31 protein-coding genes and 2 tRNA genes are annotated in these 26,357 nt (G+C 35.7%); 10 read left to right on the top strand and 23 right to left on the bottom strand.

The annotated features are described in order from the left end of the window. Positions 1–12: 12 nt before the first annotated feature. From ACTJIP_RS04370 to ACTJIP_RS04345, 6 genes are all read right to left on the bottom strand, one after another. Positions 13–534, bottom strand: a complete 522-nt coding sequence (locus ACTJIP_RS04370; protein ID WP_428168329.1) for an exonuclease — start codon at positions 532–534, stop codon at positions 13–15. A gap of 205 nt (positions 535–739) precedes the next feature. After that, positions 740–1,939 carry a tyrosine--tRNA ligase gene (tyrS, locus tag ACTJIP_RS04365; protein ID WP_077419167.1) on the bottom strand — a complete coding sequence of 400 codons (1,200 nt, stop codon included), beginning with the start codon at positions 1,937–1,939 and terminating at the stop codon, positions 740–742. 484 nt (positions 1,940–2,423) lie between these two features. Continuing rightward, the gene (locus ACTJIP_RS04360) at positions 2,424–3,014 is read right to left on the bottom strand and encodes an NAD(P)H-dependent oxidoreductase (protein ID WP_077419168.1); all 591 of its coding nucleotides are present in this window, start codon (positions 3,012–3,014) and stop codon (positions 2,424–2,426) included. A gap of 75 nt (positions 3,015–3,089) precedes the next feature. Then, complete coding sequence (locus tag ACTJIP_RS04355) at positions 3,090–3,908, bottom strand: helix-turn-helix domain-containing protein (protein WP_440704160.1); 819 nt, start codon at positions 3,906–3,908, stop codon at positions 3,090–3,092. Between the two features lie 10 nt (positions 3,909–3,918). After that, positions 3,919–4,416, bottom strand: a complete 498-nt coding sequence (locus ACTJIP_RS04350; RefSeq protein WP_180564472.1) for a GNAT family N-acetyltransferase — start codon at positions 4,414–4,416, stop codon at positions 3,919–3,921. Beyond that, positions 4,394–5,014: a TetR/AcrR family transcriptional regulator gene (locus ACTJIP_RS04345; RefSeq protein WP_180564471.1), complete on the bottom strand. Its 621-nt coding sequence runs from the start codon at positions 5,012–5,014 to the stop codon at positions 4,394–4,396. The genes ACTJIP_RS04350 and ACTJIP_RS04345 overlap by 23 nt, the downstream gene beginning before the upstream one ends. A 100-nt stretch (positions 5,015–5,114) precedes the next feature. Here ACTJIP_RS04345 and ACTJIP_RS04340 point away from each other — a divergent pair, with 100 nt between their 5' ends. Then, the gene (locus ACTJIP_RS04340; protein ID WP_257468984.1) at positions 5,115–5,249 is read left to right on the top strand and encodes a hypothetical protein; all 135 of its coding nucleotides are present in this window, start codon (positions 5,115–5,117) and stop codon (positions 5,247–5,249) included. After that, complete coding sequence (locus ACTJIP_RS04335) at positions 5,249–5,608, top strand: hypothetical protein (protein ID WP_077419172.1); 360 nt, start codon at positions 5,249–5,251, stop codon at positions 5,606–5,608. Before ACTJIP_RS04340 ends, ACTJIP_RS04335 begins: the two co-directional genes overlap by 1 nt. A 266-nt stretch (positions 5,609–5,874) precedes the next feature. Here the strand turns inward: ACTJIP_RS04335 and ACTJIP_RS04330 are convergent, their stop codons facing one another. Further along, positions 5,875–6,495, bottom strand: coding sequence for a hypothetical protein (locus ACTJIP_RS04330; RefSeq protein ID WP_180564470.1), 621 nt, complete (start codon positions 6,493–6,495; stop codon positions 5,875–5,877). A 96-nt stretch (positions 6,496–6,591) separates the two neighbouring features. Beyond that, positions 6,592–6,972: a VOC family protein gene (locus ACTJIP_RS04325; protein ID WP_077419375.1), complete on the bottom strand. Its 381-nt coding sequence runs from the start codon at positions 6,970–6,972 to the stop codon at positions 6,592–6,594. A 187-nt stretch (positions 6,973–7,159) separates the two neighbouring features. Here ACTJIP_RS04325 and ACTJIP_RS04320 point away from each other — a divergent pair, with 187 nt between their 5' ends. Both ACTJIP_RS04320 and ACTJIP_RS04315 read left to right on the top strand, forming a co-directional pair. Further along, positions 7,160–7,723 (top strand): TetR/AcrR family transcriptional regulator, encoded by a 564-nt coding sequence (locus ACTJIP_RS04320; RefSeq protein ID WP_077419174.1) that lies wholly within the window; start codon positions 7,160–7,162, stop codon positions 7,721–7,723. Between the two features lie 41 nt (positions 7,724–7,764). Beyond that, positions 7,765–9,171: an MFS transporter gene (locus tag ACTJIP_RS04315; protein WP_077419175.1), complete on the top strand. Its 1,407-nt coding sequence runs from the start codon at positions 7,765–7,767 to the stop codon at positions 9,169–9,171. Positions 9,172–9,183: 12 nt separating this feature from the next. Here ACTJIP_RS04315 and ACTJIP_RS04310 read toward each other — a convergent pair whose 3' ends face one another. From ACTJIP_RS04310 to ACTJIP_RS04270, 9 genes are all read right to left on the bottom strand, one after another. Next, complete coding sequence (locus tag ACTJIP_RS04310) at positions 9,184–10,287, bottom strand: serine hydrolase domain-containing protein (RefSeq protein WP_440704159.1); 1,104 nt, start codon at positions 10,285–10,287, stop codon at positions 9,184–9,186. Between the two features lie 261 nt (positions 10,288–10,548). Continuing rightward, positions 10,549–11,280, bottom strand: a complete 732-nt coding sequence (locus ACTJIP_RS04305; protein ID WP_077419177.1) for a class I SAM-dependent methyltransferase — start codon at positions 11,278–11,280, stop codon at positions 10,549–10,551. Positions 11,281–11,529: 249 nt separating this feature from the next. Then, on the bottom strand, positions 11,530–11,730 hold the full coding sequence (locus tag ACTJIP_RS04300; RefSeq protein ID WP_077419178.1) for a YqaE/Pmp3 family membrane protein: 201 nt from the start codon (positions 11,728–11,730) through the stop codon (positions 11,530–11,532). A 27-nt stretch (positions 11,731–11,757) separates the two neighbouring features. Then, positions 11,758–12,141 carry a tetratricopeptide repeat protein gene (locus tag ACTJIP_RS04295; protein WP_077419179.1) on the bottom strand — a complete coding sequence of 128 codons (384 nt, stop codon included), beginning with the start codon at positions 12,139–12,141 and terminating at the stop codon, positions 11,758–11,760. Positions 12,142–12,238: 97 nt separating this feature from the next. Continuing rightward, positions 12,239–12,311 (bottom strand) — tRNA-Lys (locus ACTJIP_RS04290). Positions 12,312–12,315: 4 nt separating this feature from the next. Beyond that, a tRNA-Lys gene (locus tag ACTJIP_RS04285) sits at positions 12,316–12,390 on the bottom strand. 11 nt (positions 12,391–12,401) lie between these two features. After that, on the bottom strand, positions 12,402–13,712 hold the full coding sequence (locus ACTJIP_RS04280) for a hypothetical protein (protein WP_077419180.1): 1,311 nt from the start codon (positions 13,710–13,712) through the stop codon (positions 12,402–12,404). A 39-nt stretch (positions 13,713–13,751) separates the two neighbouring features. Continuing rightward, the gene (locus tag ACTJIP_RS04275; RefSeq protein ID WP_077419181.1) at positions 13,752–14,171 is read right to left on the bottom strand and encodes a DUF1801 domain-containing protein; all 420 of its coding nucleotides are present in this window, start codon (positions 14,169–14,171) and stop codon (positions 13,752–13,754) included. A gap of 147 nt (positions 14,172–14,318) precedes the next feature. Beyond that, a complete protein-coding gene (locus tag ACTJIP_RS04270) occupies positions 14,319–16,355 on the bottom strand; it encodes a M3 family metallopeptidase (RefSeq protein WP_440704158.1) in 2,037 nt (678 codons plus the stop codon). Between the two features lie 197 nt (positions 16,356–16,552). Between ACTJIP_RS04270 and ACTJIP_RS04265 the strand changes: the two genes are divergently transcribed. Further along, on the top strand, positions 16,553–17,077 hold the full coding sequence (locus ACTJIP_RS04265) for an SRPBCC family protein (protein WP_440704157.1): 525 nt from the start codon (positions 16,553–16,555) through the stop codon (positions 17,075–17,077). Positions 17,078–17,112: 35 nt separating this feature from the next. On the opposite strand, the gene ACTJIP_RS04260 is transcribed toward ACTJIP_RS04265, so the two are convergent. After that, positions 17,113–17,475 carry a DUF805 domain-containing protein gene (locus ACTJIP_RS04260; RefSeq protein WP_077419184.1) on the bottom strand — a complete coding sequence of 121 codons (363 nt, stop codon included), beginning with the start codon at positions 17,473–17,475 and terminating at the stop codon, positions 17,113–17,115. Positions 17,476–17,605: 130 nt separating this feature from the next. Here ACTJIP_RS04260 and ACTJIP_RS04255 point away from each other — a divergent pair, with 130 nt between their 5' ends. The 4 genes from ACTJIP_RS04255 to rimM all read left to right on the top strand — a co-directional run bounded on the left by ACTJIP_RS04255 (position 17,606) and on the right by rimM (position 19,998). Next, a complete protein-coding gene (locus ACTJIP_RS04255; RefSeq protein WP_077419185.1) occupies positions 17,606–18,055 on the top strand; it encodes a hypothetical protein in 450 nt (149 codons plus the stop codon). A 104-nt stretch (positions 18,056–18,159) separates the two neighbouring features. After that, the gene (locus tag ACTJIP_RS04250) at positions 18,160–18,672 is read left to right on the top strand and encodes a nitroreductase family protein (RefSeq protein ID WP_219073179.1); all 513 of its coding nucleotides are present in this window, start codon (positions 18,160–18,162) and stop codon (positions 18,670–18,672) included. A gap of 202 nt (positions 18,673–18,874) precedes the next feature. Continuing rightward, a complete protein-coding gene (locus tag ACTJIP_RS04245) occupies positions 18,875–19,441 on the top strand; it encodes a 30S ribosomal protein S16 (protein WP_077419187.1) in 567 nt (188 codons plus the stop codon). A 14-nt stretch (positions 19,442–19,455) separates the two neighbouring features. Further along, complete coding sequence (gene rimM / locus ACTJIP_RS04240; RefSeq protein WP_047386745.1) at positions 19,456–19,998, top strand: ribosome maturation factor RimM; 543 nt, start codon at positions 19,456–19,458, stop codon at positions 19,996–19,998. Between the two features lie 41 nt (positions 19,999–20,039). Here the strand turns inward: rimM and ACTJIP_RS04235 are convergent, their stop codons facing one another. From ACTJIP_RS04235 to ACTJIP_RS04215, 5 genes are all read right to left on the bottom strand, one after another. After that, complete coding sequence (locus ACTJIP_RS04235; protein ID WP_440704156.1) at positions 20,040–21,761, bottom strand: serine hydrolase domain-containing protein; 1,722 nt, start codon at positions 21,759–21,761, stop codon at positions 20,040–20,042. A 26-nt stretch (positions 21,762–21,787) separates the two neighbouring features. Continuing rightward, on the bottom strand, positions 21,788–22,702 hold the full coding sequence (locus ACTJIP_RS04230) for a helix-turn-helix domain-containing protein (RefSeq protein ID WP_077419188.1): 915 nt from the start codon (positions 22,700–22,702) through the stop codon (positions 21,788–21,790). Positions 22,703–22,868: 166 nt separating this feature from the next. Next, entirely contained in the window at positions 22,869–23,708 is an 840-nt protein-coding gene (locus ACTJIP_RS04225; RefSeq protein WP_440704155.1) for an SDR family NAD(P)-dependent oxidoreductase, read from the bottom strand. Positions 23,709–23,840: 132 nt separating this feature from the next. Beyond that, entirely contained in the window at positions 23,841–24,647 is an 807-nt protein-coding gene (locus ACTJIP_RS04220; protein ID WP_440704154.1) for a helix-turn-helix transcriptional regulator, read from the bottom strand. After that, entirely contained in the window at positions 24,644–25,573 is a 930-nt protein-coding gene (locus tag ACTJIP_RS04215) for a helix-turn-helix domain-containing protein (protein WP_180564462.1), read from the bottom strand. The genes ACTJIP_RS04220 and ACTJIP_RS04215 overlap by 4 nt, the downstream gene beginning before the upstream one ends. 105 nt (positions 25,574–25,678) lie before the next feature. Here ACTJIP_RS04215 and ACTJIP_RS04210 point away from each other — a divergent pair, with 105 nt between their 5' ends. Next, entirely contained in the window at positions 25,679–26,329 is a 651-nt protein-coding gene (locus tag ACTJIP_RS04210; protein WP_219073176.1) for an LA_2272 family surface repeat-containing protein, read from the top strand. Positions 26,330–26,357: the final 28 nt, after the last annotated feature.

Here is a 26,357-nt window from a genome sequence, read left to right as displayed (position 1 = left end):
AGTTGATAAAGGTTATTTAAAACTTATTTTCAGTCCCATCTCTTTCTTCATGTAGAGCAGAACCTCAGCATTTCCTCTGGCATCATCTACCGGATTGTGGGTATGTTCGGTTTTACGCAGATGTTTCCATTGGGCAAAAGTATCTTTTTCCAGTCCGCAATAAAGATCAGAAAGTCTTCTCGAAGAAAAGCCAAAAGGATTCCGTCCGATAAAATGATGGAAATACCAGCAGATAAACATCCAGTCGAAACCATTATTATCACTGATGAATATCGGTCTGCCTTTAGAATGTATTTTAATCCAGTTTTCAAAAGCAAGCATTACCTTTTCCGGATCATCAAAATTCATTGTTTCTTCTCTGCTGAAACCGGAAACCGCTAAAGCATCAGGGTTAAATTTTTCAGAAATAGGCTTCAGTTTTCCATAAAAAGTGGTGTCCAGTTTCTCATTCACAAGTACTGCTCCGAAGCAGACCATGGAAAAATCTCCTGGAATCGGGCCGTCTGACTCTATGTCTACCATGATGTAGCTCATTGGAAAATAGTTTTTAGAAAACGAAGATATTGAAATAAGTTGAAGGATGGAAGATGGGAGAGGGAAGCTGGAAGTTATTTTTGGACTGTAAGGAACTTCTGTATTTTTTAATTTTAACTTCTGTTTAAAAAATATTCCTATCAAAAAACTTTATAAGTTCATCGTCTTTCAAAAACTTCCCTCTTCCAGCTCCCATCTTCTCGCTTTATATCAGCTCAAAAAAGCCCCTTTTCCCGATCTTTATTTTGGTTTGAGGGATCAGTTCCATTTCTTCATTAGAGTCCGTTATTTTACTGTTATTGATTTGAATTCCTCCATTCTCAATCAGTCTCCGGATCGCCGATTTGCTGAGGTCACTTTTAAGCTGATGGCAAAGTTCCACAAGAGATACTTTATTTTGGCTGTTCTTCAAAGAACCTATAGAAACAGGCTCATACACTTTCTCTTCAAAATTTTTATTCTGAAACTGATTGATAAAGAATTGTTCCGCATTTTCTGCTGAAGCAACGTCATGGTATTGACTGATGATATTTTTGGCAATGAGTTTTTTAATATTCATAGGATTTTCGCCTTCTGCCATTTTTGAAACAAGAATCGTTTTTTCTTCCACTGAAAAATCTGTGGCTAGGTTGATAAACTCCTCAATCAAAGCATCGGGAATCGACATCGTTTTTCCGAACATTTCATTCGGCCCATCTGTCAGGCCGATAATATTGTTCAGGGATTTGCTCATTTTTTCCTTGCCGTCAAGGCCTCTTAGTAATGGCATACACATGACGATCTGAGCAGGCATTCCGTGCACCTCCTGAAGCTGTCTTCCCATGGTACAGTTGAAAAGCTGATCTGTGCCGCCCATTTCGATGTCACATTCAATTTTTACAGAATCAAACCCCTGAAGAATTGGGTATACCAGTTCATGCATGGCAATAGGAGTATTTTCTGTAAATCTTTTATTAAAATCGTTACGGTGCATTAGCTGAGCCACAGTAACTTTTGATAGCAGCTGGATAACTTCTGAAAAGTCGAGGGCATCCAGCCAGTCCGAGTTGAAAACAATTTTTGTCTTCTGGATATCAATCACTTTGGAAAGTTGATTGATATAAGTCTGGGCATTATGCTGTACATCTTCGGCACTTAAAGGTTTTCGGGCTTTATTTTTCCCTGTAGGATCACCAATTCTTGCTGTAAAGCTTCCTACTACTATAATGATCTGGTGTCCCAGGTCCTGAAATTGTTTCAGCTTTTTTAGCACTACTGCATGTCCCAGATGCAGATCCGGAGCGGTAGGATCAAACCCTAGTTTAATAGATAGTTTTCTGTTTTCCTCTTTGGCTTGTGTAAGTTTTTCTTCCAAACCATTTTCAGGCAGGATGATAGCTACATTTTCTTGTAATAAATGGATCATGTTGAATAGTTTTAAAAATGAAAAAGCCCGGACAGGTACTGTCCGGGCTCTATATATACGTTAGATTATTTTATTGAATTACAGATATAGAAAGTCTTCCCGAACGATAGCCCGGAGCATAATATTCACTGAAGAATGGAAGACGTAGTATGCTGTTTAAATGTTTCATAATGTTGTTATTGTCCAGAAATTTTCTGTGGATCCAATATTTAAACCATTAAGACGTATTGCAGGGTTATAACAAGATTTGTTTTTAAGAAAAAACTTAACCATCCATCTATCTTAATGGCTTAAAATAATGGTTCAAAACAATTTTACTTGCGATTTTTGAAGCTAATTTCATGCCATAAATCCTTTAAAAGCAAAATAGAGGATAAAGATGTAAAGACTGTATTTTATTATTATTTTTCGTCAGTTTGTTGAGGGCAATTAATGGCGGGTTAACGGTCTGTCTGTGTTTATTTTCATGAATTATTATTTAAATTTAATCATTAAAGACATATTCAGAATATAAGTTTTTAATTTGATCTTTCCAGACTTCAAGATCTTCGGAAGTCGCTTTATCTGCTTTATCAAAAAATAAATGTCTGATGATTTCCAGCCCGGAGTAGATGAAAATTCCGTTATCTGAGGTTAAAGTGAGGGCTTTATCCATTCCTGTTTTTTCATATTCTCCATGAGATTTTCCATGGGTATTGATAATTACGGTTTTTTTACCAGTCAGAAGTCCTTTTTGTATGCCCTGATCATAACGGTACGCAAAACCATAACTGAAAACACGGTCTATGTATCCCTTCATCATAGCAGGAAGCCCCGTCCACCAGATAGGGTAAATAAAAGTAATTTGCTCCGCCCATGAAATATGTTCCTGCTCAACTCTTATGTCATCCGATATTTTTCCCATGCGCTGTCCCTGCATATCATCCAGAGAAAGTACAGGATCAAAACCTATGGTATAAAGATCTCTCACAATAATTTCCTCGTTCCGGGACTGAAGAGTTTCAACAACCGTATTTAAAAGATTGTGATTTAAACTGTTTTCATTAGGATGTGCGTAAATTATTAAATGTCTCATTGTTTTTCTTATTAAGATTAATGAGACAAAAGTAATGTGGTATACTTTTCAAAAATTGTAAGAAAACGAAATAGGCTATTTAGATTTTGGATTACAAATTTCCTCCTGAAATTTTAAATACTGAGCAGGTGAGATGTTCATAAAATGTTTGAAATCATGAATAAGCTGGCTTTGATCATAATAACCGCATTCATCAATGATAGTAAACCATTTCACTTTATTCTGCTTTCCGGTTTCCTCTTCAATGATTTTTACAGCTTTTAAAAAACGGCTATAGCGGTTAAGTTCTTTCAGAGAATATCCAAATTGCTCTTTCTGTTTGCGCTGAATATTTCTTTCAGTCTGCTGAGTTTGTTCTGCAATCACTTTAACTGGATTTAAGAGGTTATTCTCAAAACAGCTCAAGAGCTTGCTGGTAGTATCCTGATGCTGAAGATAAGGTCTGCAGAATTCAATAATATGATTCACTTGTTCTGTAGTTGAATCTAGCTTTTTCAGCTTATACCAAAGATCGGTAAAGCAATTTTCCTCCAGCAGTTCATCTGGATGCCTTACCGATTGTTCAATAGGTACTTTTCCAAAAAATCTGAAAAAAGCATCATCTTTAAAATTGGCTACAAGAATAGAACATCCTGCCGGAAGCGTATATTCAAAAGATTGCCTCACGGGACCAAATATCATACATTTATCAACACCAATAATTGTCTTTTCCCGGGTAGACATCGTGGCACTTTCTCCAAAGCAGAATAGCAAAATAGTCTGGTATGTTGGTAAAAGAGTTTTTGTAACCGAGATATCAGAAATATTTTCAGCAAAATAAAAATGAGTAAATACGTTTTCGAATTCCTGAGGAACTGAAATCCTAAACTCATTGTATTCCCGTGGTAATTTCATAATTCAGAAATTAAGAGATGAGTTTTTTTTCCATCTTATAATTGATAAGGGCAATTCCTTTTACATGAACAGTCTGCTCTTCAATCACATGAAAACCAATTTTCTCAAAAAATGGCCTGGCGGTTTTGCTTACATCCGCTGTGAGCAGTCTCTCATCTTGTTGCAGAGCTTCTTTTTCAATTTCATGGTAAAGCATCGCTGCTATTCCTTTCTGTTGATAATTTTTGTGTACAAAAAACAGATCAATATAGTTTCCCTTATCGAGTGTACAGAAACCAACAATCTGCTTTCTGTTTTCAGCAATTAAAACATATTGGCTGCTGATCACATTCATCCATCTTTCCTCGTTCTCAGCACCGGATTTCCATGCTTCGAGCTGTAGGGGATTATAGTCTTTTTTGCATACCTCATCTATAGTAGCTGTAAAAAGCTCCAGCATTTCAGGGAGATCTTTCCTGATCCCTTTTCTGATCGTAATGCTTTGACTATTGGATGTACTGCTGTTCATAAAGCTTTTGCTGTTCTTTATTAAGAAGTGGATAAAAAAGATTCATCTGCAGAAGTGTATAATGCTGTATTGCTTCTTTATGACTGAGTTTTAAGATAAGTCTGTTATGAGTAAGCCAGTTATCTGCAATAATGAAAATCTGTTCAATGAGACAATCTAAGATAAAATGAGGCACATCTTTCTGAACAATATTACTCTTTTGAAGATCTGAAAAGATAAGCTGGAATTCTTCTTTTCTACTGAAATTGATCCCTTCATACCTGGATTCTATTTCAGGAATCTGGTTGAGGATATCTATAAAATTGACAAATATAAAACGGTAAGAATAAAAAATTTCACAGATAGAATAGGTAAACTGATAAAGATCTTCAAGGCTTTTATTCTCTATTTTTTTCATTTGGCTCAGCAGTTCATCCATTTTCAGGATAAGCTCTGAGAAAAGAATTTTAATAATGTCTTCTGAGTGCCTGAAATGATAATGCAGATTGCCTGCACTGATATTGAGTTCAGCTGCAATATGCCTTGTGGTAATATTGTTATATCCCTTGTCATTAAATAACTCCAGCGCTTTAGACAGAATTTTATCCTTGGTCTTCATAGCTCAAAGATAAGAATATAAGAATGGATATAAATCATATTCTTAAAATTAGAACAATTGTTCTAATTTAATATATTTGCAGTATAAAAATCATAGGATAATGGAAGGTAAACCAAAATTCAATTATGAATCAGCAGAAAGTACTGAAAAAGAAAACAAAACAGATCCTCAGGAGGTTATATCCAAAATACTGCAGGTACTTCTTGGGATAATAATGGCAGTACTTCACATGTGATGAAAAAAAGAATTTCATATTGGTTTCTGCTGGGACTGGCAGTCTGGGGAACAATTATTTTACTGAGACGAAACGGAATTTATATTCCCTTTATCAATGATTATGTTACAGATGGTATTACTGTTCCGATGTATTGTTATCTGATAGAATTTACGATGAATTCTATCTTAGGCTATCAATGGAAACCAGATCTGAAATTTGTATTGACGTCAGTACTTTATCTGTCTTTTTTGTTTGAAGTGATCTGCCCGAAACTATCTGAACACTTTACCGGAGATATTTTTGATGTATTTGCTTATTTTGCCGGAGGAATGATATATTATTTTGTTACCGTAAAGAATTTGGCTGTAAGTAAATAAGAAAACCAGCAGTTCTACATCGTAAAGGAGGCTGCTGGCTGTGGTATAGTTTTTATCCTGATTTAATAATTCTTCCTAATCGTGGTTACTGTTTTTCTCAACAGTTTTCTTTCGATTATGTATACAAGACAACTATTGAATCCAGAATGTTACATGAGCAGGATAATATTTTTTAAACTAATAAATTTTAAACAAGGATAAAGAAATTCATTCCAATCATAATGAAAGGGTCATCAAAACAGCTAAAAACGAATGAAAGATTTTTATTACTGCTCGAGTTTAATAATAGAACCTTTGTAAAATTTAGTCTGATCATACAGATCAGCAAAATGATGTTGAAGGTCCGGAATGATTTTTCCGTCAAATTCTTTTGAACCACATTGGTTTTCTGCCAGAAGATATAAAGACTGATTGTCTGGTTTCAGGTACTCACAAAGCATATTATTCTGATGCTGGTTTTTATTGATGATTTCTGTGAGAAATATTCCGTAGATCAGAAATTGATTGAAATTTTTGGAGTCCACAATATAATTCATGTCCTGTTTCAGCAGTTTTTCATAGTCTGAAAGAATCTGAAGGAAATTTTCGGCATGAATGGTCGTAGGTATTTCATAAAAAAGATCAATACCATTGATGTAAAGCTGCGTTTTAGCTTCCTCATGATCTGAAGAATACATATTACTAAACCATTGAAAAATAAGCAGAAGTTCCTCCTGAGTAAGCTCTTCAACAGAATCCTTTACCTTGTTTTTAATATTCTCAAGCGTGTCTTTTGCATCAGATGGCAGGAATTTTAGAATATTTTCCTCTTCACGGTCGAGCTTATTGTGCAAATTAATTTTGGCAATAGTTGGGTTGGTTTTGATGAAATAAAGTTCTTCCGCCATAGGTATTTACCAAATAATCTTTTAAAAATGGTTATTGAAAGATACAAAATATGCCTCAATCTTATTTAAAAAAATAATATGCAGAGAATGGTATAACTATTTTACCGTTTCATGGAGTGCAATTCTGTTTCCTTCTGTGTCTTCAAATTCTGCTACAGCAAAGCCAAACTTTTCGTCTGTTTTCTTGGGATAAAGAACAGAACCTCCATGTTGTACAGCCTTTTCCAGGGTATGGTCTATACTCTCTGTTTTAAAATAGATAATGACACCGCTTTTGGAAGGTTTGTAGACATCTCCTTTAGCCAAAGCTCCTGTAATACCACTGTTTTTTTCTTCAAAAGGAAACAAAGCCATCTCATAACGGTCAATAATTTCTTTCTCAAAATTAAAGTTAAAGACAGCAGAATAGAACTTTTCAGCACGTTCCAGATCATGCACAGGAATTTCAAAATACACAACAGGATTGGTCGATTTCATATTTTTTTCAGGGTTAGATTTCTGTGATTGACTGCACGATACAGCGATTAACAAAAGTAATAAGAAAAATGAAAACCGTGATTTCATGACAGTGAGAATTTCTTTAATCTAAAATAAAGCTTTTATATGTATTTAAAAAATAGATAGACTTATCTATTTTTTGTGTAGATTTGTAAAAATTTTCACGATGAAAAAAGAAAAAGTACGCGATAGGATTATCAGGGTTGCTTCAGATTTATTTTATAAACAAGGGTACAATTCTACAGGAATCAACCAGATTATTGCTGAAGCTGACATTGCTATCGGCTCACTGTATAATCACTTTTCATCTAAAAATGATCTTCTTCAGGCATATCTCATCAAAGAAGAATTAAGCTGGTTTGAAGGATTTGAAAACAGTACATCCAAAATCTCGGAGCCCAAAGAAAAACTTCTGGCACTCATTGACTATAGGAAGAAACTGCAGCAGACCTCTAAGTTTGCAGGATGTCATTTTATAAAAATAGTTTCTGAAATAGGGGAAGGAAACCCTTCTGTCTCGGGTTTTGCCAAACAACATAAAGAAAAACAGAAAGATCTGATAAAAGCACTCGTAACAGAATATGGAGCCCAGGGACAACTTAGTGATATCGATTTAACAGCAGAAAATATTTTCCTGTTAATAGAAGGAGCGGTCGTAACATCTACAATCAGCAAACAAAATGATTCTTTTGATCAGGTGAAAAAAATTGTTCAGGGTTTACTACCCTAATTTTTTTTTAAATATTAAAAAATAGATATATCTATATAAAAATGAAACATAAATATTTGAAATTATTGGTGATACTCTTTGGTCAGTTGTTGACGATCATGGATATTTTTATTATTAATGTGTCTATACCTTCAGTACAGCGTGACCTTCATGCTTCCAACGGAGAAATGCAGTTTATGATTGCGGCTTACCTTATCGGATTTGCTTCTTTTCTGATTACAGGAGGCCGATTGGGTGACCTATACGGAAGAAAAAAGATCTATATCATTGGATTAATAGCTTTTATGGTGAGTTCTATTGCTTGCGGAATTTCTATAGGAGCAGAACAACTGGTCATTTCGAGATTTGTACAAGGGATAAGTGCAGCAATGATGGCTCCTCAGGTCCTTTCGATGATTCAGATTTTATTTCCTGTTCACCATGAACGTACAAAAGCGATGGGATGGTACGGGATTACTATTGGAATAGGAACCATTCTAGGTCAGTTTCTCGGGGGATACTTTTCATCTCTTACAATCATGGAAGAACCCTGGAGACTTATTTTTCTGATGAATATTCCTATATGTCTTCCGGCGGTTTTCATGAGTCTGAAATTATTGAATGAATCTAAAATTTCAGTAAAGCAATTTCTCAATATGGGTGGAGTTGCAATACTTTCTGTAGGATTGTTCTGTGCTGCTTATGCCCTGACAATGTCTGAGCATGAAGGATTTCATTTTAAAAACGCTTTGTTGATGGTTATTTCAGCCGGAATTATTTTTGGTTTTATAAAAAATCAAAAGAAGAGAATACAAAACGAACGCTCTTATCTGATTGATTTTGAATTGTTCCGTTATAAAAATTTCAATCTGGGTATTGTGGCAGTTTCCTTCTTTTTCATTATGTTGGATTCCTATTTTTATATTCTGTCGCTTTTTTTTCAGGATGGATTAAAGATCAGTCCGTTAGAAGCCGGAGAAATTATTGTTTTTCAAGGGCTTGGATTTATACTCGCATCCGCTGTTTCTGTAAAATTGATTTTGAGATATGGAAAAAAAGCCCTGATTGCAGGGCTCAGTTTTATTATTGTTATTCTTATTCTTCAGCTGTTTTTATTCAGAATACAGATCGGTTTTCCTGTTTTATGGCTGCTGTTATTTTTACATGGGCTGGGAGTAGGGTCAATCATTCCTTCGCTGGCCAATATTGCCTTGTCAGGAATGCCTGAAAAACTGATTGGAAATGCATCTGGGGTTTATAACACCTTCCAGCAGATTGCTGCCATCATTGGAATTGTTGCTGTAGGAAGTATTTTCTATTATTTTTTGGGAACAAAACCCGCAGTACAAAATTATCACAATGCATTCACAATTGCCGTACTGATCAATATTCTCTGTCTGATTTTTGTGATTGTTTCTGTTTTTAGAGTTCCCAATCATGTTCTCCCTGAAATGAGGTGTAAAAAATAACCAGGACTCCTTTTATGGCTTTTTTGATGAGGTTTTTATTTCGCTCAATGTTGCCTTCGCAATATTTCTGGTAACCTCAGTCGGGGAGTGGCAGTCGCAGTTGCTGAATCCTATCACATAAATATCTTCACCGGGAATATAAATACCCATGCTTTTAAATCCAAATACACTTCCACCATGTTCCCGGTCAGGAGTTCCATTGATATCTTTCAGATGCCATCCATATCCGTAGGTAAATTCTTCACCATTGTTCAGTTTATATTTCTGAAACGCTTTTTGGGTTTCTGCCGGATTCAGCAGCGTATTCTTAAGTAAAGCCTGCTGCCATTTCAGCATATCATCTACAGTAGACATCAATGAGCCGGAAGAAAAAGGAACACTGAAACTGATGACCGTTTTATTTACAAATCCCTGTTCTTTTTTGTGATAGCCATAAGCTCTTTGAGGGATCACTTTTCTGTCCGAAGCATAGTAAGAATGAGACATTCCTGCTTTATCGAAAATATTTTTCTTAATGAAATCTTCATAAGAAGTTCCGGAAACCAATTCAATAATATGGCCTAAAACTACGTATCCGGAATTGTTGTAATCAAACTTTTCTCCGGGAGCAAAATCTACAGTTTCATTCTTGAAAAAATTGACCATTTCTTCAGGTTTCATCTCTTTTTGGGCAATAGAAGAAATGGATTTCATTTTGGTGAAATCTTTAATTCCTGATGTGTGGGTCAGAAGATGATGAATGGTAATTTTGTCTCCATTAGGATAATCTTTAAGGTATTTGGAAACAGGATCATTGATCGTAAGTTTGCCTTGTTGTTCCAGCATCAGGATAGCCACAGCGGTAAACTGTTTAGTCATAGATCCGATCTGGAAAACATTCTCCGGAGTCATATTGACGTTGAGTTCAAGGTTGGCTTTTCCAAATGCTTTCCGGTAGAGATTCTTTCCGTTTTGAGTAATCAGGAAAACACCGCCAGGCTCATTTTCATTCCCAAATTCTGTCTGGATAATACTGTCAATTTTCTTTTCATATCCTTTTGTATGGATTTGGGCATCAGCTGCATTGCTGACAAACAGAAGCAATATCAAAAAGGAAATTAGTTTTTTAATAATCATATTTTTATACTTTGTTATGCAAAGATATAATTATTTATTATTACTATGTTATACAATATAGTAATTTGTTTTTTCATTTTTAAAATTGATTTCATCTAAAAACAGTTAACGATCTTCAGACTTAAGATTATAAAAAAGTTGATTATTCAGGCGAGATTTTGTTTTTTTGCCGTCTTTGTCTATACATTTTAATCACTTACGAATCTTTCGAAAATCAGGTGATTCCATGCAGGGAAAATTATCCGTCTGCCAGTTTAAAAGCTATTTTTCAACAGAGATTAACAACATCATCGGTCTGCGGAGTTCTTCTTTCATCTCCGGGATTTCTTTCAACATCTCCTGACCTGGTTCCGGTTCAATAACTTCTTTGATTTTGAAGCCGTGTTTTAATAGTGTATTTAAATAAGAAGTTAAAGTACGATGGTATTTGATCACATTTTCTCCTAAAAAAGTAGTGTTTCTTTTTCCTTCTAAAAAATAACGGTCTACAGGCCAACAGGTTTTTTCGCCGTTTTTATCATACACCCAGTCCTGGCCGCCTTCAGCAGTGAAAACAGGATGCTCCACTGAAAAGACAAAAGATCCCCCGGGACTCAACCAATTGTAAATATGCTGAGCAATAGTATCAAATGATTCTACATAATGTAATGTGAGTGAACTCAATATGATATCAAATTTTTCAGCAGGATAATCAACATCTTCCAGAGCTTTTCTTTCATATTGAATTCCTTCCAGATTATTGATTTCCTGAGCTTTGGCCAGCATTCTTTCCGAAAGATCAATTCCGATCACAGATTCTGCACCATTTTCCATTGCATACCGGCAGTGCCATCCAAAACCGCAGCCAAGGTCAAGAATATTCTTTCCCTGAAAATCAGGCAGCATCTTTTTTAAGGTGTGCCATTCTCCGGCTCCTTCCAATCCTATCTGTGAGCGGAGCATTTTTTCGTACTGGTCAAAAAATGATGGATTGTCGTATTTATTTTCTTTCATAGCTTCAAAAAATGAGGTTCTTTAATTAAAATCATTTTGACTTTTTTATTATCCATGTCAAGGTTCAAAACCTTGACATGGAATATTGCTGTTCTTTTTGATGTTAAACTAATACGTTTCAGACTTTGAAAATATTTCAGTCAAAGGAATTTTAGTTCCAGTAATTTCTCCGGTGAGAATAGGGCCTATGTAAATTTACGACAATTATATCAGAATCTCAATGTATTGTCTGTATTGGGAATTGAAAAGTTACTTTTGATTTTTGCGAAACGCTTTAATCAGTTTGTCATTGCGTTTATCTGCTCTTTCATTGTTTAAAGAAAGAACAGCCCAAATGGCGGCAGGAAGCCATCCGATCAGCGTAATCTGTAAAATCAGACAGATAATTCCGGTGAGAACTTTTCCACGGATAATGAAGGATAAGAAAGGAAGTAATATGGCTAGTAACATAGTTTTAAATTTTAATTGAACATACTTTTAACGGGATTGAGGATCAAAATACGCTTTAAAAGTAAGCGGATCCTCAATTTTATCTTCAGCTTCTTCAAGATATTCCAAATATTCTTCCTGATGCTTTTCCATATAAACGAGTACAATAGCCAGGTTTACAAATAGGTTTTTGTCTTTAGAACCTAATTCTAAAGCCGTCTTTAAATACTCCAGCGCTTTTTCATTTTCTCCCATATCGGAATACACAGCACCAATATTAATTAAAGCCGGTGTGTTTTCAGGTTCAATCAGTAAAATTTCATCCAGTTCTTTGATCAGCAGGTCATTTAAAGTATCCCAATGGTCTTCATTTTCCCATCTTTTAGCCTGAAGTTTTTTTACGTTTTCTAATCTTTGGGGTATAGTACTCATTATTTAAAATTACAGAATGGATGTTTGCTTATGCTGTACAAATTTAGCTTCTTAGAACAGAAAGTTTCGTATTCCTGTTCATTATTGTATTAATTCGGTCTGATAACAGGGCTCGAACCTGTGTCCTCCCGGTCCAAGAGCCGGGTGCTCTGCCACTGAGCTATATCAGATATCAGGATAGGTGCAGGGCTCGAACCTGCGTCAACCCGGGTGAAGAGCCAGGTGCTCTGCCACTGAGCTAACCTATCCTTTTATTTTTCTCATATTTTTCCTGAAAAATATTTATTCTGTCTTAAGACTTTCGCAAGAAACGGATTTGAAACCATCACCCCATGCACCAGTTCAGGGGTAGGTCTGAATGGGCTTACTCCATGAATTCTCGGAGCAATCCATCCTGATTTTTCAGGATCTATGCCAGCCTCCTTACAGGCATTGACAATAATTTCCTTATTGCAGAAAACTCTTTCCTGAAAAACCTCCCATGGCAAAGGTACATTATTCCAGACTTCTGTATTGGGATCGATCTTGCCGCCAGTAGATAAATGCCATGCGATCACATCGGCTGCCATCAGGCGCATTACTTTTCCAAAACAAAGATCTTCAAGAATAGAATCCAGCCCTAAAGCATAAATCAGGTTCATCCAATTATCTCTGGCTTTATTCCAGGCTCCGGCTGTATTATTCCAGGTGGTGGAATCATTTCCTTTTTTGACAGCCATGGTTTTCCTGTAAATATCATTTTCGTACCAAAGCATCTCCAGAAATCCTGAAATTTCTTCGAGAATAACGGTCCATTTTCCTAATAAATTTCCTTTCTGTTCGTCTGTCAGATGCTGTAAAACTTCCCGGGAAGAGTAGATATAGGAAATAGCTGACCAATTTGTTCCTTCCGAATTTTGTTTGCATCGGTTGAAAAGCATGTCGCATATCTCATCAAAAGGTCTGTCCTGGCTTTGATTGGTAAAGGTGCTTCTCAGATTGCTGCGTGCATTAAAATAAGCGATAAAGCAGGCTGTATTCAGATCAGCAGAGAAATCTTCAAAACTGATCGTATGGGAAAGTCCGTGTTTGGAAATTTTCTGAAATTCAATCTTTTTTGATTCGTGAATAAATTTCTGAAGCCTTATTTCAATCCTTTTCAGAAGCCTCCATTTTTTATTATAATTCCGTTTGGAAATATCCATTCCGGCGAGCTTTCTCAAATCTTTATTAAGACGGTCTTTTCTGAAATCATTTTGTCCAACATCTTTATGAATAAGGGAAGAAACTTCTTTCAGAAAAGCTTCAATTTCATCCACATTATTATATCCCGAGTTTTCTTTTTCACTGATTTTAAAAATTTCAACCGCTTTTTTGATTTGTTTTCCTGCACCGATGGCAACTCCAAAAGTTTCAAGCATTGAGGTGTACCCATAGAAACTGTTTTTCAGGGAATGGTTGGCTGCTTTACTTAAAATAGCATGTTCATGAATTTTAAGATCGCTTTTTATTATATCAACAATCATTTCCGCAACATCTTCAGGACGTTTGCGTTCATCTAAGGTTTTATAAAGCTGTTGGATTGGTGTCATAAAGACAAATTTATAAGATATTTTATGTAAAGGATCTACTTATGCTTTAATCCCATCCAGGATGGCCGCTTTCAGGATTTCAACGTTGATATCTTTCAACGCTTTGAATTTAATGCAATATCCGGTTACACTGGCTTTACCTATTTTATCTCCATAGGTGGCAGACAGATAGGTTTTATCATCAATGTTGAGAACATAAATAGAAATTCCCGTGGTGTTGGCACTCATTCCAATCTGATAGAAATCTCTGGTGTTTCCGTCGGTATACTGTATGGTATAGAATCCATAGCCGATATTGGGATTGGAAACTGTTTTATTTTCACTGTTTTTACCATCCAGAAACCACAGCTGGCATGCCGGCATAAGCTCTAGAATGATGTGATGAAGTTCCTGCATATCATTTCGTTTCTTCTCAGGCTGGCTGTTGATATAGTCTTTGATTTGTTCTTCGATGGTCATGTGAAATCAGGAATTTGGTTTGAGTATATTGAGCGACTAATTTACAAAATTTCATAAAGCACAATACACGTAACGATGAAACAAAAAAGAACAGCAATTGCTGTCCTTTTTATATTTATTTTTTCTGTCACAATCTGAATGTATATCCTATCCAAATGCTCTTTTCAATAAACTCTCTACTTTCGGCTCACTGCCTCTGAAGCTTTTATACAATTCCATTGGATCTTTTGTTCCCCCTGAAGAAAGCAGTACTTTATATTTGGCAGCAATCTCAGGATTGAAGATTCCGTTTTCTTTGAAATACTGGAAAGCATCCGCATCCAGAACTTCAGCCCATTTATATGAATAATACCCGGCAGAATATCCGCCCTGGAAAATATGGGAGAAACTTGGGCTCATTGCCGTTTCGGAATTGGAAGGATAAAGAGTTGTTGCTTTGGTATACTTATCTTCAAACTCCTTTACACTTTCATTTTTTAATTCTTCAACTTTTGTATGGTAGTTCATATCCAGAAGTCCGAAACCTAGCTGTCTTAAGGTTTGATAACCTTCCATGAAGTTTTTAGACTGTTCTATCTTTTCAATTTTCTCGTCAGGAAGTACTTCCCCGGTTTTATAATGTTTGGCGAATGTTTTTAAGAACTCTGGTTCATAACAGAAGTTTTCCAGAAACTGAGATGGAAGTTCCACAAAATCCCATTTTACAGAAGTTCCTGACAACGTAGGATATTGGGTATCTGCCATCATTCCGTGAAGAGCATGCCCGAATTCATGGAACAAAGTAGTCACTTCCTGGAATGTCAATAAGCTCGGTGTATCTTTTGTTGGTTTGCTGAAGTTACAAACAATTGAAATATGTGGACGGGAATTTTCACCGTTTTGTTTATACTGATTTTTGTAGCTGGTCATCCATGCACCGGCTCTTTTCCCTTTTCTTGGGAAATAATCAACGTATAATAATGCCTTGTAGCTGTCAGCCTGAGCGGAGCCGAAGGCTTCTTTTACTTCATATACTTTTACATCTTCGTGGTATTTCGGAATATCATTTCTTTCCTCAAAAGTCAATCCAAAAAGTTTTCCAGCCAGTCCGAATACAGCTTCCTGTACCTGATTGAGCGGGAAGTAAGGTTTTAATTCCTCATCATTCAGATCAAATTTCTCTTTACGAAGTTTTTCAGCATAGAATGCGTGATCATAGCCTTGCATTTCTTCAATTCCATCAGCTTTTGCTAAAGCTTTTAATTCTTCAATTTCCTTATCAGCATATGGTTTTGCCTTGGCTAAAAGCTCATTCAGAAAATCCAGAACTTTTACCGGAGACTTGGCCATTCTTTCTTCAAGAACAAAATCTGCATAGTTTTTATATCCAATAAGTTCAGCTTTCTGCTGTTTTAGAGTAAGCAGCTCTTTGATCAGATTCTGATTGTCAAACTCTCCGCCGTCAAAAGACTTTTTACCGTTTGCTAATGCCAGTTCCTTTCTCAGTTCGCGGTTTTCAGCATACGTCATGAATGGAATATAGCTTGGATATTGTAACGTTACTACCCAGCCTTCCAGGTTTCTTTCCTTAGCTTCCTCTGCATATTGATTAATGATAGCCTCAGGAATTCCCGCAAGATCTTCTTTGTTGGTGATATGTTTGAAATAAGCATTCGTAGAAGCCAAAACATTCTGTCCGAACTGTAAAGATTTTAAAGAAAGATCCATGCTGATTTTCTTTAATGTTTCTTTGTCTTCCTCATTCAATAAAGCTCCGTTTCTTACAAAACCTTTGTAGGTCTCATTTAAAAGCATTTCCTGCTCTTCATTAAGATTATATTTGTCCTTTTCATCATATACTTTTTTGATTTTGTTGAAAAGGGCTTCGTTTTGAGATATTTTTGAAGAATATTCCGTTAAGATCGGAGAAACCTCCTGAGCGATTTGCTGAATTTCATCGCTGGTTTCTGCAGAATTTAAGTTGAAAAAAATATTTGAAACCACATCCAACTGCTCTCCGGAATAGGCCAGTGCTTCGATTACATTTTCGAAAGTAGGTGCTTCAGGATTGTTGACAATAGTATCAATTTCTGCTTCGGATTTTTGTATCAGTTCTTTAAATGCCGGAAGATAATCTTCATTTTTAATGTCACTGAATGGTGCTGAATGGTATGGGGTAGTAAATTTTTCTGTTAAAATATTCATTTTTTGATCTTTATATAAGGTAAATGTAATGATTCATCAGGAATCACAGCTGAAATGCTCAAAAATAATGCCTTACTCACAAGTTATGACAAAAATACTTATCTTTAAATAATCTTGTCATATGGAAAGTGGGAGTGATGTGGGAATATTTAATTTTGAGAACAGATTTAAAATAAATAACCTTAAATATATAGACTATGAAAACACTCTTAAAAATCATCGGAGCCATCATCGCGCTGATTATTATCTATGCTGTAATTGCTATGCTGGCTTTCAGTAAAGATTACCATTATGAAAAATCTATTGTCATCAATGCGCCAAAAGATAAAGTATGGCAGCATACAAACTCTTTAAAAGCATACAATACATGGGATCCTTTTTCTAAAGAAATAAAAAATTTCTCTGTTACCTACTCAGGGGCAGGAGACCAGATAGGCGACTCCTATCACTGGACAGGGGATGACAGCGAAGGTGAGCAATCCATTACTGAAATTACACCTAATGAAAAGCTAGGTACCCAGCTTCATTTCATAAAACCTTTTGAAGGTATGGCTAAAAGTAATATTGTACTGACTCCTGAAGGAAGCGGAACAAAAGTAACCTGGATGATTGATAATGAATTGAACACCATGATGAAGATCATGAAGCCTATGATGGACAGTAACATGGATAAAATGTTTGGCCAAGGTCTTGGTGATCTGAAGAAACTTGCTGAAAAATAAAACGAAAGCCTTGTAAATTTTACAAGGCTTTTTTATTACAATTCTTTCTTACCAATCTCGTTGATCGAGTTATAGTTTCCTTCACCCTTAGGATTAGGTCCGTATTCATTGGGTCCGTGGTCACTGTCTGCAAATAACATCCATAAACCATACAAAGGAATTAGTTGAAACCAACCTGAATTTCCTCTGTCATGACATCTTTTTGCTCCCTGTGCAATAAGAAACCAAAGAAATGGAATTAATAAAAGAAAGAAAACTATAGTAACACCCCCGGATGGCTGTTCATTAGTCTGAAAATAAAAATTGAAAGGAACAGAAAACACAAGATATATAAGATATGATAATCCATATTCTGTTCTTCTGATTCTCCCATCAAATGAAAATGGTGCTTTAAACATGGTTGTAGTTTTAAAGAGGCAAAGCTAAAAAATATTTTTAAAAAGGATGAACTATTTTGCAATCGTTTTTTTATGTTAAGTCAAAGAAATATTATTCAAAAATATTATCTTTATATAAAGAATCGATTGTATGGAGAAGATTGTATTTGAAAAAAATCATATCAGAGACTTTGTAAAAACTACTATCGCAGAGAAAATTGAAAAGCTTAAAAACTTTATCGAATTTACCCTGGAGGCCAGCCGTGACATCAAAAAAACTCCAAAATATGACAGCATGAGAGAAGAGATGCAGGAGGAGATTTATCAGATGCAGCGACAGCTGGGGGCTTTGAATGATCTTAAAAGAAATATGGCAAAAGTCCTGAATACCTCTACGGAAAGAGTACAGCTTGGCTCACTGGTGATCACCAACAAGGCCCGGTTTTATATATCAGTGTCTTTAGGAGAGTTTTTTTTTGAAGGAGACCGGTTTTATGCCATCTCTCCTGAAAGCCCCATGGCCAAAAAAATGATGGGCATGAAATCAGGCGATGAGTTTACTTTAAATAAAATCCATCAGAAGATTATAGAGGTTTTGTAAAAGTAAAAAGTAATTTTGATAAGCTTCCAGCATCTATCACCCGGCCAAACATTAAACTTCCTTCATCCCGCTTCCTGCTTCTATCTTTTTTGTAATTTTGTTACATGAATAAAGCATCCATTTTAAAAGAAATCATAGAGCAAAGAAGAAGTATTTTCCCAAAAGATTATACTGATACCGAAATATCTCAGGAAGTCATTGATGAAATTTTACATTCAGCAACACTGGCTCCGAATCATAAAAGAACAAAGCCTTGGCGTTTCAAGATCTTCAAAGGGGAAGAAAAAGCAAAACTGGCTTCAGAAATGCAGGCTATCTATAAAGCTACACAATCTGAACAGACTTTTTTGGAGAAGAAATACCAGGATATTGGTTTTAAAATCAATAAATCTGACGCCGTAGTTTCCATTGTTGTCAATTTCAGCGGAATGGTTCCGGAATGGGAAGAAATAGCTGCTGTTTCAATGGCGGTTCAGAACATGTATCTTACCTGCACCGCGAATAATATCGGATGCTATTGGAGTTCTCCCAAAATTGTAGAAGAGTTGAAGGATGCTCTTACTATTGAAGAAAACCAGAAGTGTCTGGGACTTTTCTATATGGGAGGTTTGTCTTAAAATAGCCCTGATCGAGCGGCCTGTCTAAGCTCTTTTTCTTTGTAAAAGAAAAAAGCGAGTAGTGAGAGCAGGTTTCCGCTTTTGGAAAAAATAATTTGAATTTATAAAACTTTTTACCTGGAGCTTTTTACTTCAAACTTTTTTACTATCTTTGCACTCTTAAATATTTAACTGGGACGAGTTCCCGTAAAATTCAAACATTATGTCAGTAAAAATCAGATTACAAAGACACGGTAAAAAAGGAAAACCTTTTTTCCACATCGTGGTTGCAGATTCTAGAGCTAGAAGAGATGGTAGATTCATCGAAAAACTAGGAACTTACAACCCAATTACTAACCCGGCAACTATCGAATTGAACGTTGATTCTGCTGTACAGTGGTTAAACAACGGTGCTCAGCCTACTGATACTGCTAGAGCTATCCTATCTTACAAAGGTGCTCTTTACAAAAAACACTTACAAGGTGGTGTAGCTAAAGGTGCTTTTGACGAAGCTGAAGCTGAAAAAAGATTCAATGCTTGGGTAGAGGCTAAAGATTCTAAAGTACAAGGTAAAGTAGAAGGTTTAGCAACTGCTAAAGCTGATGCTAAGAAAGCTGCTTTAGATGCTGAAGTAAAAGTAAACGAAGCTAGAGTTGCTGCTGCTGCACAAGCTGATGCTGATGCTAAAGCTGCTGAAGAGGCTGCAAACGCACCTGCTGAAGAAGTTGTTGCTGAGGCTACAGAAGGAGAAGCTCCTGCTGCTGAAACTGAAGAAAACACTGAAGCTTAAGACCAAATCCTGTTATGCGTAAAGAAGATTGCTATTTTTTAGGTAAAATCACACGCAGACATGGACTTGCGGGTAACGTAATCCTTAAATTGGATACCGATCAACCCGAGCTTTACAATAAATTGGAATCAATATTCGTTGAAATCAACGGATTATTGGTTCCATTTTTTATTGAAAGATCATCATGGAGCAAATCTGATGCTCTGAATCTTGCATTCAAAAATTCTTCTGAGGCTATGATTGACCAGGTTTTGGGTAAAAATGTTTACCTTCCGCTTGCTTCACTGCCTAAACTTTCGGGAAAACAATTCTATTACCACGAGATCATCGGGTATGAAATTTTTGATCAAAATGATAATAACTGTGGAGTGATCAGATCTGTAAACGATCAGACGGCTCAGGTGTATTTCATTACCAATCTGGATGGAAAAGAAGTGGTTATTCCTATGATCAAAGACTGGATTCTTGAAGTTGACAGAGAAGAAAGAATCATAAAAATGGAACTTCCTGAAGGTCTTATTGATGTTTTTCTGGTTCCATCTAAGAAAGACGAATAAGCTTTTCTTCCTCCCTTTATATTACTCATTACTCATTTTCATTACTCATTTTTACTATCCATCATCAAGGCGGGTAAAAGATATTCCTGTACCATTTTTTCCACTTGTGAGTGAGCATAGGACTTATTGTAAGCTTGTGCGGTAATCACCATTACAACCGGTATCCTGGTGAAGATGATGATTTTGTTTCCACCATTTCCGCTGGATTGGAAAGCTTCATAACTGCTGTTTCCCACAGTATAAACTTTTCTCCAGAATAAATACCCATAGCCTTCAAAATCCTGATGATCGGAAAAATAATTGGTAAAAGATTTCTTAACCCAGTCTTTACTCAAAATAGTTTTACCCTCCCAAACTCCATTGTTGCTGTACAGCTGCCCGAATTTTGCGAAATCAAGTGCTTTCATACGCAGTCCTCCTGCCAGAGAAGGTTTTTGCTGTGGAGTAAACTGCCACTTATAATTGGTGATTCCAAGCGGTTGAAATAACTTTTTATCCGCATAGTTTTTTAAGCCCTGCGGAACTGTTTTATCCAAAATATCTCCGGTTATCACAACGCCAGCTGTGAAGTAACTCCAGTTTTTTCCTGTTACATTCTCTGTCATGGGCAGATTCAATGTGAAATTCACCCAATTTTCGGTAGGATACATGTTTTCTTCATTTCCGGCAGATTCAGAATTTTCATCGTTTCCTTCAAATCCGGAACTCATTGTCAATAAACTTTTTATAGTAACATTCTCTTTTTGGGAAGAATGATTTTTAAATTGTCTCAGGTCATAAAATTCTTTCAGGTTTTGATTTTCGCTTTTTAAATATCCCTCCTTGATTGCAATTCCCATTAATGCTGAAGAAAACGATTTTCCTACAGAACGGGTATCCTGCAGAGAATCTCTTCCGGATCCGTTGAAATATTCTTCAAGAAGCAATTTTCCGTCTTTTACAACGACAATTCCGGTTATATTTTTAAACCTGTTTTCTGCAATTTTCTTATTCAGATTTCTGATAGTTTCCGTATTGATCTTTGCCTGAGAAACCTTCCATTCACTGCTGGGTTGGATGGACTGAACAGCGATCTGCTTTTCAGAAATATTTTGGGAAGGAATACTGAGATTAATCTGACCTTCTGCTATAACAGGTCCTGTCTTGATTGTAGAAGTATTGAGATACGGACGCATTTCAATCTTTAAAATATGATTTCCTTCCGTGAGAGCATCAATTCCGTTGTGGGCCATATAGAAGCGCATCCATAGATATCTTCCCCACGAATCTTCGTTTTTACTGCTGAGAAGAGGAATTCTCAATGTGGTTTTGGCTTTTTTATTTTCTGCAGTACCTGCACCCGTATTGAGATTTTCTTTATAGATCAGTTTTCCGTCTGCATAAAATGAGAATTGATAATTTCCGTTTTTCAATAGTTCATCAACAGCCCAATTGGGTTCAAGCTGATGAAGGTAGTTGACAAGAGAATTGTCAAAAAAAGCATGAATTCCAAGATCTCCGTTTTCCTGAAACACAGAAGAAGTGAGAAAGTCCGAATCTTTTAAGTTTTCAAGGGCAACGGCTTTGTTAAGGAAAACAATTTTTCCGGTATATTTTTTTTGAATTGGATTTTCAATTTTTTCAGGATCAATTATATTTTTATTTTGTCCCTGATAAATATAAAATGTGAAAATAAAGATCAATAGTAGAACTGGTTTCATTGCAGGAAGTATTTCAACAAAAGTAGCAAACTTCTTAATGGTAAAATAGAATGAAATTAACATTGCTATTTTATTATTTGCCGTGTATTCTAATTGAAAAGCTTTCTAAATTCTCCCGGAGACTGATTCGTCTTTTGTTTAAAGAGTTTACTGAAAGACTGTGGATGTTCAAATCCCAGTTCATAAGCAATTTCACTTACTGATAAACTTGTGGTACTCAAACGTTCTTTGGCAGAATCAATCAGCTTATTCTGAATGTGCTGCTGGGTGTTTTGCTGCGTGTGAAGTCGTAGAAGTGTTCCCAGATAATTGGGCGAAATATTCATTTGTTCGGCAATGGTTTTTACCGATGGAATTCCGGTTTCAAGAAGATTTCCACTTTCGAAATATTGGGAAAGAATATCTTCAAACTTGTATAATAATTCGTGGCTTGATTTTTTTCTGGTGAAAAATTGACGTTCATAAAAACGGTCAGAGTAAACCAGTAATAATTCAATTTGGGCAATGATCAGTTCCTGCGTAAATCTATCTGTATTGGACTGATATTCCCGTTCAATATTTTTAAAAATATCAACAAGGATTTTCTCTTCTTTATCAGAAAGGAAAAGAGCTTCTTTTACCTGATAACTGAAAAAATCATAAGACTTTATTTTCTTGGTTAATGAAGTGTTCCACAGAAAATCGGGATGAATCAGCAATAGAAATCCGGTAGGCTCTACTTCAATATCCTGTCTTATTTCCAGACTTAAAAACTGTTGTGGAGAAACAAAACATAATACGCCCGAATCAAAATCATATTGCTGCTGCCCGTAATTGAATTTTGGAGTAACATTTTTCTTCAAACCAATCGAATAAAAATTCTGAATCCATTTCAATTCGTCATTATCCACAACATAGCGGACTTTACTGTAATCTATCACACTGATCAGCGGATGCTCAGGATTGGGAAGACTGCAGAAGGCATGAAAATCTGAAATGGAATTAAAACGAACAGGCTGTTTCATAATAGCGAAGTTAGTTGTTTTTTGAAAAAAATATAACGTATTGATTCAAATGTCTTCGACTCCGGTCAGGATGATTTCTAAAGTTTTATATTTAATTCATCCGATTAAATTAAAATAGTAAGTATTAGGAATGTCATCCTGAGCGGAGTCGAAGGATAGTATCAAATTAAATCGCAGTGGAAACAGTCAGACTTTCCCATTTTTCAGCGTCTTTCTTTAAAATATCAATTTTGTTATTCAGAAATTCTATCGTTCCGACACCCAATAATAAATGTACAGGCGGATTTTTCTCTTTACTGATCTGGATCAGTACATCAGCTGCTTTTTCCGGATCATTAGGCTGGTTTCCGTTGATGTCATTAAGATGGGCCTGTTCAGAATTTCTTGCCGCTTCATAAGCCTGAATAGGATTAGAAGGTGTTTTCACAGAATCTTTAGTTAAAAAATCTGTGCGGAAATATCCAGGATACACAACGGTAGCATGAATTCCGAAATCTTTTACTTCTTCAGCCAAAGCTTCAGTAAATCCGGCAACAGCAAATTTTGTTGAACAGTAAATTCCCCAACCCGGAAAATTAGCAGAATACCCTCCAACAGAAGAAATATTGAAGATGTTTCCGGATCTTTGCTCACGGAGATAAGGCATCGCATTTCTGATCACATTTAAGGTTCCGAAAACATTCACAGCATAATTTTCTCTTGCTTCTTCATCCGAAAGCTCCTCCAAGGTTCCGATTTGTCCATAACCAGCATTGTTGACAACTACATCAATTCGTCCGAAATGTTCAACCGTTTTGGCAATAGCAGATTTTATATCGTTGTTGTCTGTGATGTTTACGCTAAGCGGAAGGAAGTTTTCAGAAGTTTCTCCGATGGTGGAGATCAGGGATTCAACGGTACGGCTTGTTGCAGCAACCTGAAATCCTTCGGATAATAATTTTTTTACCAACTCGAATCCTAAGCCTTTTGAAGCTCCTGTCACGAACCATACTTCTTTTGTTTCCATTTTTAAATATTTTTTTGTTTAAATGATGGTACAAAGATGAAAAGTTACAGAAGGGAAAATGTATCCAAATCGGGGAATGATGTATCCAAATCGTGAATGGTGGTTTTTATATCATTTAAATTCAGATAGATTCTAATGAATTTTCAAAAGATTCCTGTATTTCAAGGGAGTGATTCCGATATTCTCTTTAAAACATCTGATAAAATGACTCTGATCTGAAAAGCCGCATTCCATGGCAATATCCGTTAAAGAATGGGGCAAAGTCAGCAGTTCAAGTGATTTATTAAGTTTTAATTTTCTGAGGTATTCGCCCAGATTACAGTGGAAATATTTATGGAAATCCCTGCTGAGATGAATAGGATGGATGTTCAGGGTTTTAGAAAGCTCCGTAAGATTGAGACTTTCTGTAAAGCTTTCATGTAAAATTTCATTGATCTGACGTACCCAGACTGGCTTTCTATCAACTATCTTCTTCTGATGGGTCAATTGACTGAAAAGATGCAATAGTAACTGATTGACGGCTATTTCAAAAGATAAATCATTGGTTTTCGTTTCTTTGAACATCTGATAAACCAATAGTTTCAGATTGGGATCTTTTATATTGAAACTGCCTTCCACTTTATTTTTCTGGATGTCAAAATGATCAAACCAACTTTGTGAGAGTTCGATGTGAAATCCTCTTGTAAAAATATCCGGTTTAATATTGTAATGCGGATCTTCCCAATGATGGTACAATAATGTTCCAGCAGAACAGCCATAAGTTTCTTTTCTGTTTCCTTCTGTCATATTGCCCTGAAGCAAAAAGGTGAAGTAGGCATTTTCATGATAATGCCAGTCTACGAAAGGATGTGTATACTCCGTATCAGTGATAGTCAATCCTTCTAAATTGAGCATTTGATTGGTTTCTCCAAAATATTCGCCTTTACGAAGAGTATTCATGATAAGTTCTGTTTTAATCGGTCAATCTGTTCATACATTTTATTAAAGAACATTTTCCTTTCCCGGTTTCCGGATTCGTTCAGTGATCTGGAGTTTTTGATCTGATGCTCAAAATAACTCAGAGAATCTTCACAGGTGATTTTATCATTGGTCATCATATATCCAAACATGCTGAAAGGAACGAAAAAGGAACATTGCTGCTCATTTTTGAATAAAATACTGTTGTTTAAAATTACTAAATCATTCACATATATCTGGAAATTAGTTTTTTCCAGTGTTTTAATTTCGAGACCTTCCAGTAGTTTTCTTAAGTCATCCAGAATAAGATCTACATCATTTTTCTTTAATAATCCCATTTCATAGTAGAAGGAAATTTGTCTCAAAGCGCTCATAATGGTGGTGTCATTCCAGATTTCGGTTACGTTTTGTTTATCATAAAGATCTTTCAGCATGTCATTTTTTACTGAATGATATTCCATATTAAACTCATGAAAAGGGCTTAGAAATTTGTCCTGGTTCAGTAAATTCATCCAGACATAAAACTTAAAACGGGATAGCATTGAACCTGAAATGGTGTAAAAAAACGGGATGTCTTTTGCTGAATAAAATACTTTAGAATTGGTGATATCCTGAAAAACGTTTAAAATTTTCAATGAGTTTTCAAAATAGTTTAAAAGGTCTTCGGTGGTTCTTACCGGTTGTGTTCTTTTGACAACCAATTGATTTTCTGTTCCCAGGAACTGATCCAGTGAGATTTGATAGTATTTGGCAAGCTCCAGCGCTTCTTCAAAGCTGAACTTGGCTTTCAAAGAAGTTCTTCTGTGGGCCGCATCATAACTGATATTGAGAATGTTGGCAATCTCATCATTTAAAGATCTTTCCCCGATTTTTCTTCGGATTTCCTTCAATAGAGCTTCCTGGTGCATAGTTTTGTGATTTTCACAAATGTAATATTTTTTTTAATTTTTTTTCACATTCGGAACTGTGCTTTCTGCTGATAATTTTGAAATGTAATTTTAAAATAATGAGTTATGAAAACACGAATTTTATTTACAGCAGTTCTTTTATTCAATAGTCTGGCTTATGCATCAGACAGTTTAAAAGCAGATTCTTTGAAACCGAGATTGATAGCAGCTTCTCCTTCAAAGAATGTAAGAAACGTCAACGGAATTTTATTTAAATACTATGATCAGGAAGATCATTTTAAGCCTAAAAAAGTAAATGGATTAGGCCTTGGGTTCAATGTTGTAGGTATTTTCCTTCCTCCGCTGATGCTTTTCACTTTACAGTCACCAGGAAGCTGGAGCCTTGATGATGATTATGTAGTAGTTCCCCGTGAAAAGATGAATAAAATCAATGGACTTCAATTGTCTCTGATCAATATGGAACCTACCGTCACCAATGGTCTGGAGATTAATGTTTCTAGTAATATTAATACACATGCGGTGACTAACGGAATGTCTGTTTCTCCATTTTTTAATCTTCATCATGAAATGAAAGGAATTTCTGTAGCGCCATTGGCTAATGTTGGTCAGAAATGCAGGGGAATACAGATTGGTTTATACAATAAATGCAGTGATTTCAGAGGGATACAGATTGGCGGATGGAATGAAAACGGCAAAAGAAAACTTCCTCTGATCAACTGGAATTTCAAGAAACAGAAAACAAATAAGACGTTATGAAAAAGTTTGTTACCCATAAATAATTAAA

It is taken from the genome of Chryseobacterium sp. 22543, assembly GCF_052044565.1.
Taxonomy (GTDB): Bacteria; Bacteroidota; Bacteroidia; order Flavobacteriales; family Weeksellaceae; genus Chryseobacterium.
Note: the sequence above shows the minus strand (reverse complement) of the source record. Positions and strands in the feature narration are given on the sequence as shown.

Coding starts and splice junctions, on each gene's coding strand:
- ACTJIP_RS04370 (WP_428168329.1), bottom strand. CDS start 534: ATGAGCTACATCATGGTAGACATAGAGTCAGACGGCCCGATTCCAGGA.
- tyrS (WP_077419167.1), bottom strand. CDS start 1,939: ATGATCCATTTATTACAAGAAAATGTAGCTATCATCCTGCCTGAAAAT.
- ACTJIP_RS04360 (WP_077419168.1), bottom strand. CDS start 3,014: ATGAGACATTTAATAATTTACGCACATCCTAATGAAAACAGTTTAAAT.
- ACTJIP_RS04355 (WP_440704160.1), bottom strand. CDS start 3,908: ATGAAATTACCACGGGAATACAATGAGTTTAGGATTTCAGTTCCTCAG.
- ACTJIP_RS04350 (WP_180564472.1), bottom strand. CDS start 4,416: ATGAACAGCAGTACATCCAATAGTCAAAGCATTACGATCAGAAAAGGG.
- ACTJIP_RS04345 (WP_180564471.1), bottom strand. CDS start 5,014: ATGAAGACCAAGGATAAAATTCTGTCTAAAGCGCTGGAGTTATTTAAT.
- ACTJIP_RS04340 (WP_257468984.1), top strand. CDS start 5,115: ATGGAAGGTAAACCAAAATTCAATTATGAATCAGCAGAAAGTACTGAA.
- ACTJIP_RS04335 (WP_077419172.1), top strand. CDS start 5,249: ATGAAAAAAAGAATTTCATATTGGTTTCTGCTGGGACTGGCAGTCTGG.
- ACTJIP_RS04330 (WP_180564470.1), bottom strand. CDS start 6,495: ATGGCGGAAGAACTTTATTTCATCAAAACCAACCCAACTATTGCCAAA.
- ACTJIP_RS04325 (WP_077419375.1), bottom strand. CDS start 6,972: ATGAAATCGACCAATCCTGTTGTGTATTTTGAAATTCCTGTGCATGAT.
- ACTJIP_RS04320 (WP_077419174.1), top strand. CDS start 7,160: ATGAAAAAAGAAAAAGTACGCGATAGGATTATCAGGGTTGCTTCAGAT.
- ACTJIP_RS04315 (WP_077419175.1), top strand. CDS start 7,765: ATGAAACATAAATATTTGAAATTATTGGTGATACTCTTTGGTCAGTTG.
- ACTJIP_RS04310 (WP_440704159.1), bottom strand. CDS start 10,287: ATGATTATTAAAAAACTAATTTCCTTTTTGATATTGCTTCTGTTTGTC.
- ACTJIP_RS04305 (WP_077419177.1), bottom strand. CDS start 11,280: ATGAAAGAAAATAAATACGACAATCCATCATTTTTTGACCAGTACGAA.
- ACTJIP_RS04300 (WP_077419178.1), bottom strand. CDS start 11,730: ATGTTACTAGCCATATTACTTCCTTTCTTATCCTTCATTATCCGTGGA.
- ACTJIP_RS04295 (WP_077419179.1), bottom strand. CDS start 12,141: ATGAGTACTATACCCCAAAGATTAGAAAACGTAAAAAAACTTCAGGCT.
- ACTJIP_RS04280 (WP_077419180.1), bottom strand. CDS start 13,712: ATGACACCAATCCAACAGCTTTATAAAACCTTAGATGAACGCAAACGT.
- ACTJIP_RS04275 (WP_077419181.1), bottom strand. CDS start 14,171: ATGACCATCGAAGAACAAATCAAAGACTATATCAACAGCCAGCCTGAG.
- ACTJIP_RS04270 (WP_440704158.1), bottom strand. CDS start 16,355: ATGAATATTTTAACAGAAAAATTTACTACCCCATACCATTCAGCACCA.
- ACTJIP_RS04265 (WP_440704157.1), top strand. CDS start 16,553: ATGAAAACACTCTTAAAAATCATCGGAGCCATCATCGCGCTGATTATT.
- ACTJIP_RS04260 (WP_077419184.1), bottom strand. CDS start 17,475: ATGTTTAAAGCACCATTTTCATTTGATGGGAGAATCAGAAGAACAGAA.
- ACTJIP_RS04255 (WP_077419185.1), top strand. CDS start 17,606: ATGGAGAAGATTGTATTTGAAAAAAATCATATCAGAGACTTTGTAAAA.
- ACTJIP_RS04250 (WP_219073179.1), top strand. CDS start 18,160: ATGAATAAAGCATCCATTTTAAAAGAAATCATAGAGCAAAGAAGAAGT.
- ACTJIP_RS04245 (WP_077419187.1), top strand. CDS start 18,875: ATGTCAGTAAAAATCAGATTACAAAGACACGGTAAAAAAGGAAAACCT.
- rimM (WP_047386745.1), top strand. CDS start 19,456: ATGCGTAAAGAAGATTGCTATTTTTTAGGTAAAATCACACGCAGACAT.
- ACTJIP_RS04235 (WP_440704156.1), bottom strand. CDS start 21,761: ATGTTAATTTCATTCTATTTTACCATTAAGAAGTTTGCTACTTTTGTT.
- ACTJIP_RS04230 (WP_077419188.1), bottom strand. CDS start 22,702: ATGAAACAGCCTGTTCGTTTTAATTCCATTTCAGATTTTCATGCCTTC.
- ACTJIP_RS04225 (WP_440704155.1), bottom strand. CDS start 23,708: ATGGAAACAAAAGAAGTATGGTTCGTGACAGGAGCTTCAAAAGGCTTA.
- ACTJIP_RS04220 (WP_440704154.1), bottom strand. CDS start 24,647: ATGAATACTCTTCGTAAAGGCGAATATTTTGGAGAAACCAATCAAATG.
- ACTJIP_RS04215 (WP_180564462.1), bottom strand. CDS start 25,573: ATGCACCAGGAAGCTCTATTGAAGGAAATCCGAAGAAAAATCGGGGAA.
- ACTJIP_RS04210 (WP_219073176.1), top strand. CDS start 25,679: ATGAAAACACGAATTTTATTTACAGCAGTTCTTTTATTCAATAGTCTG.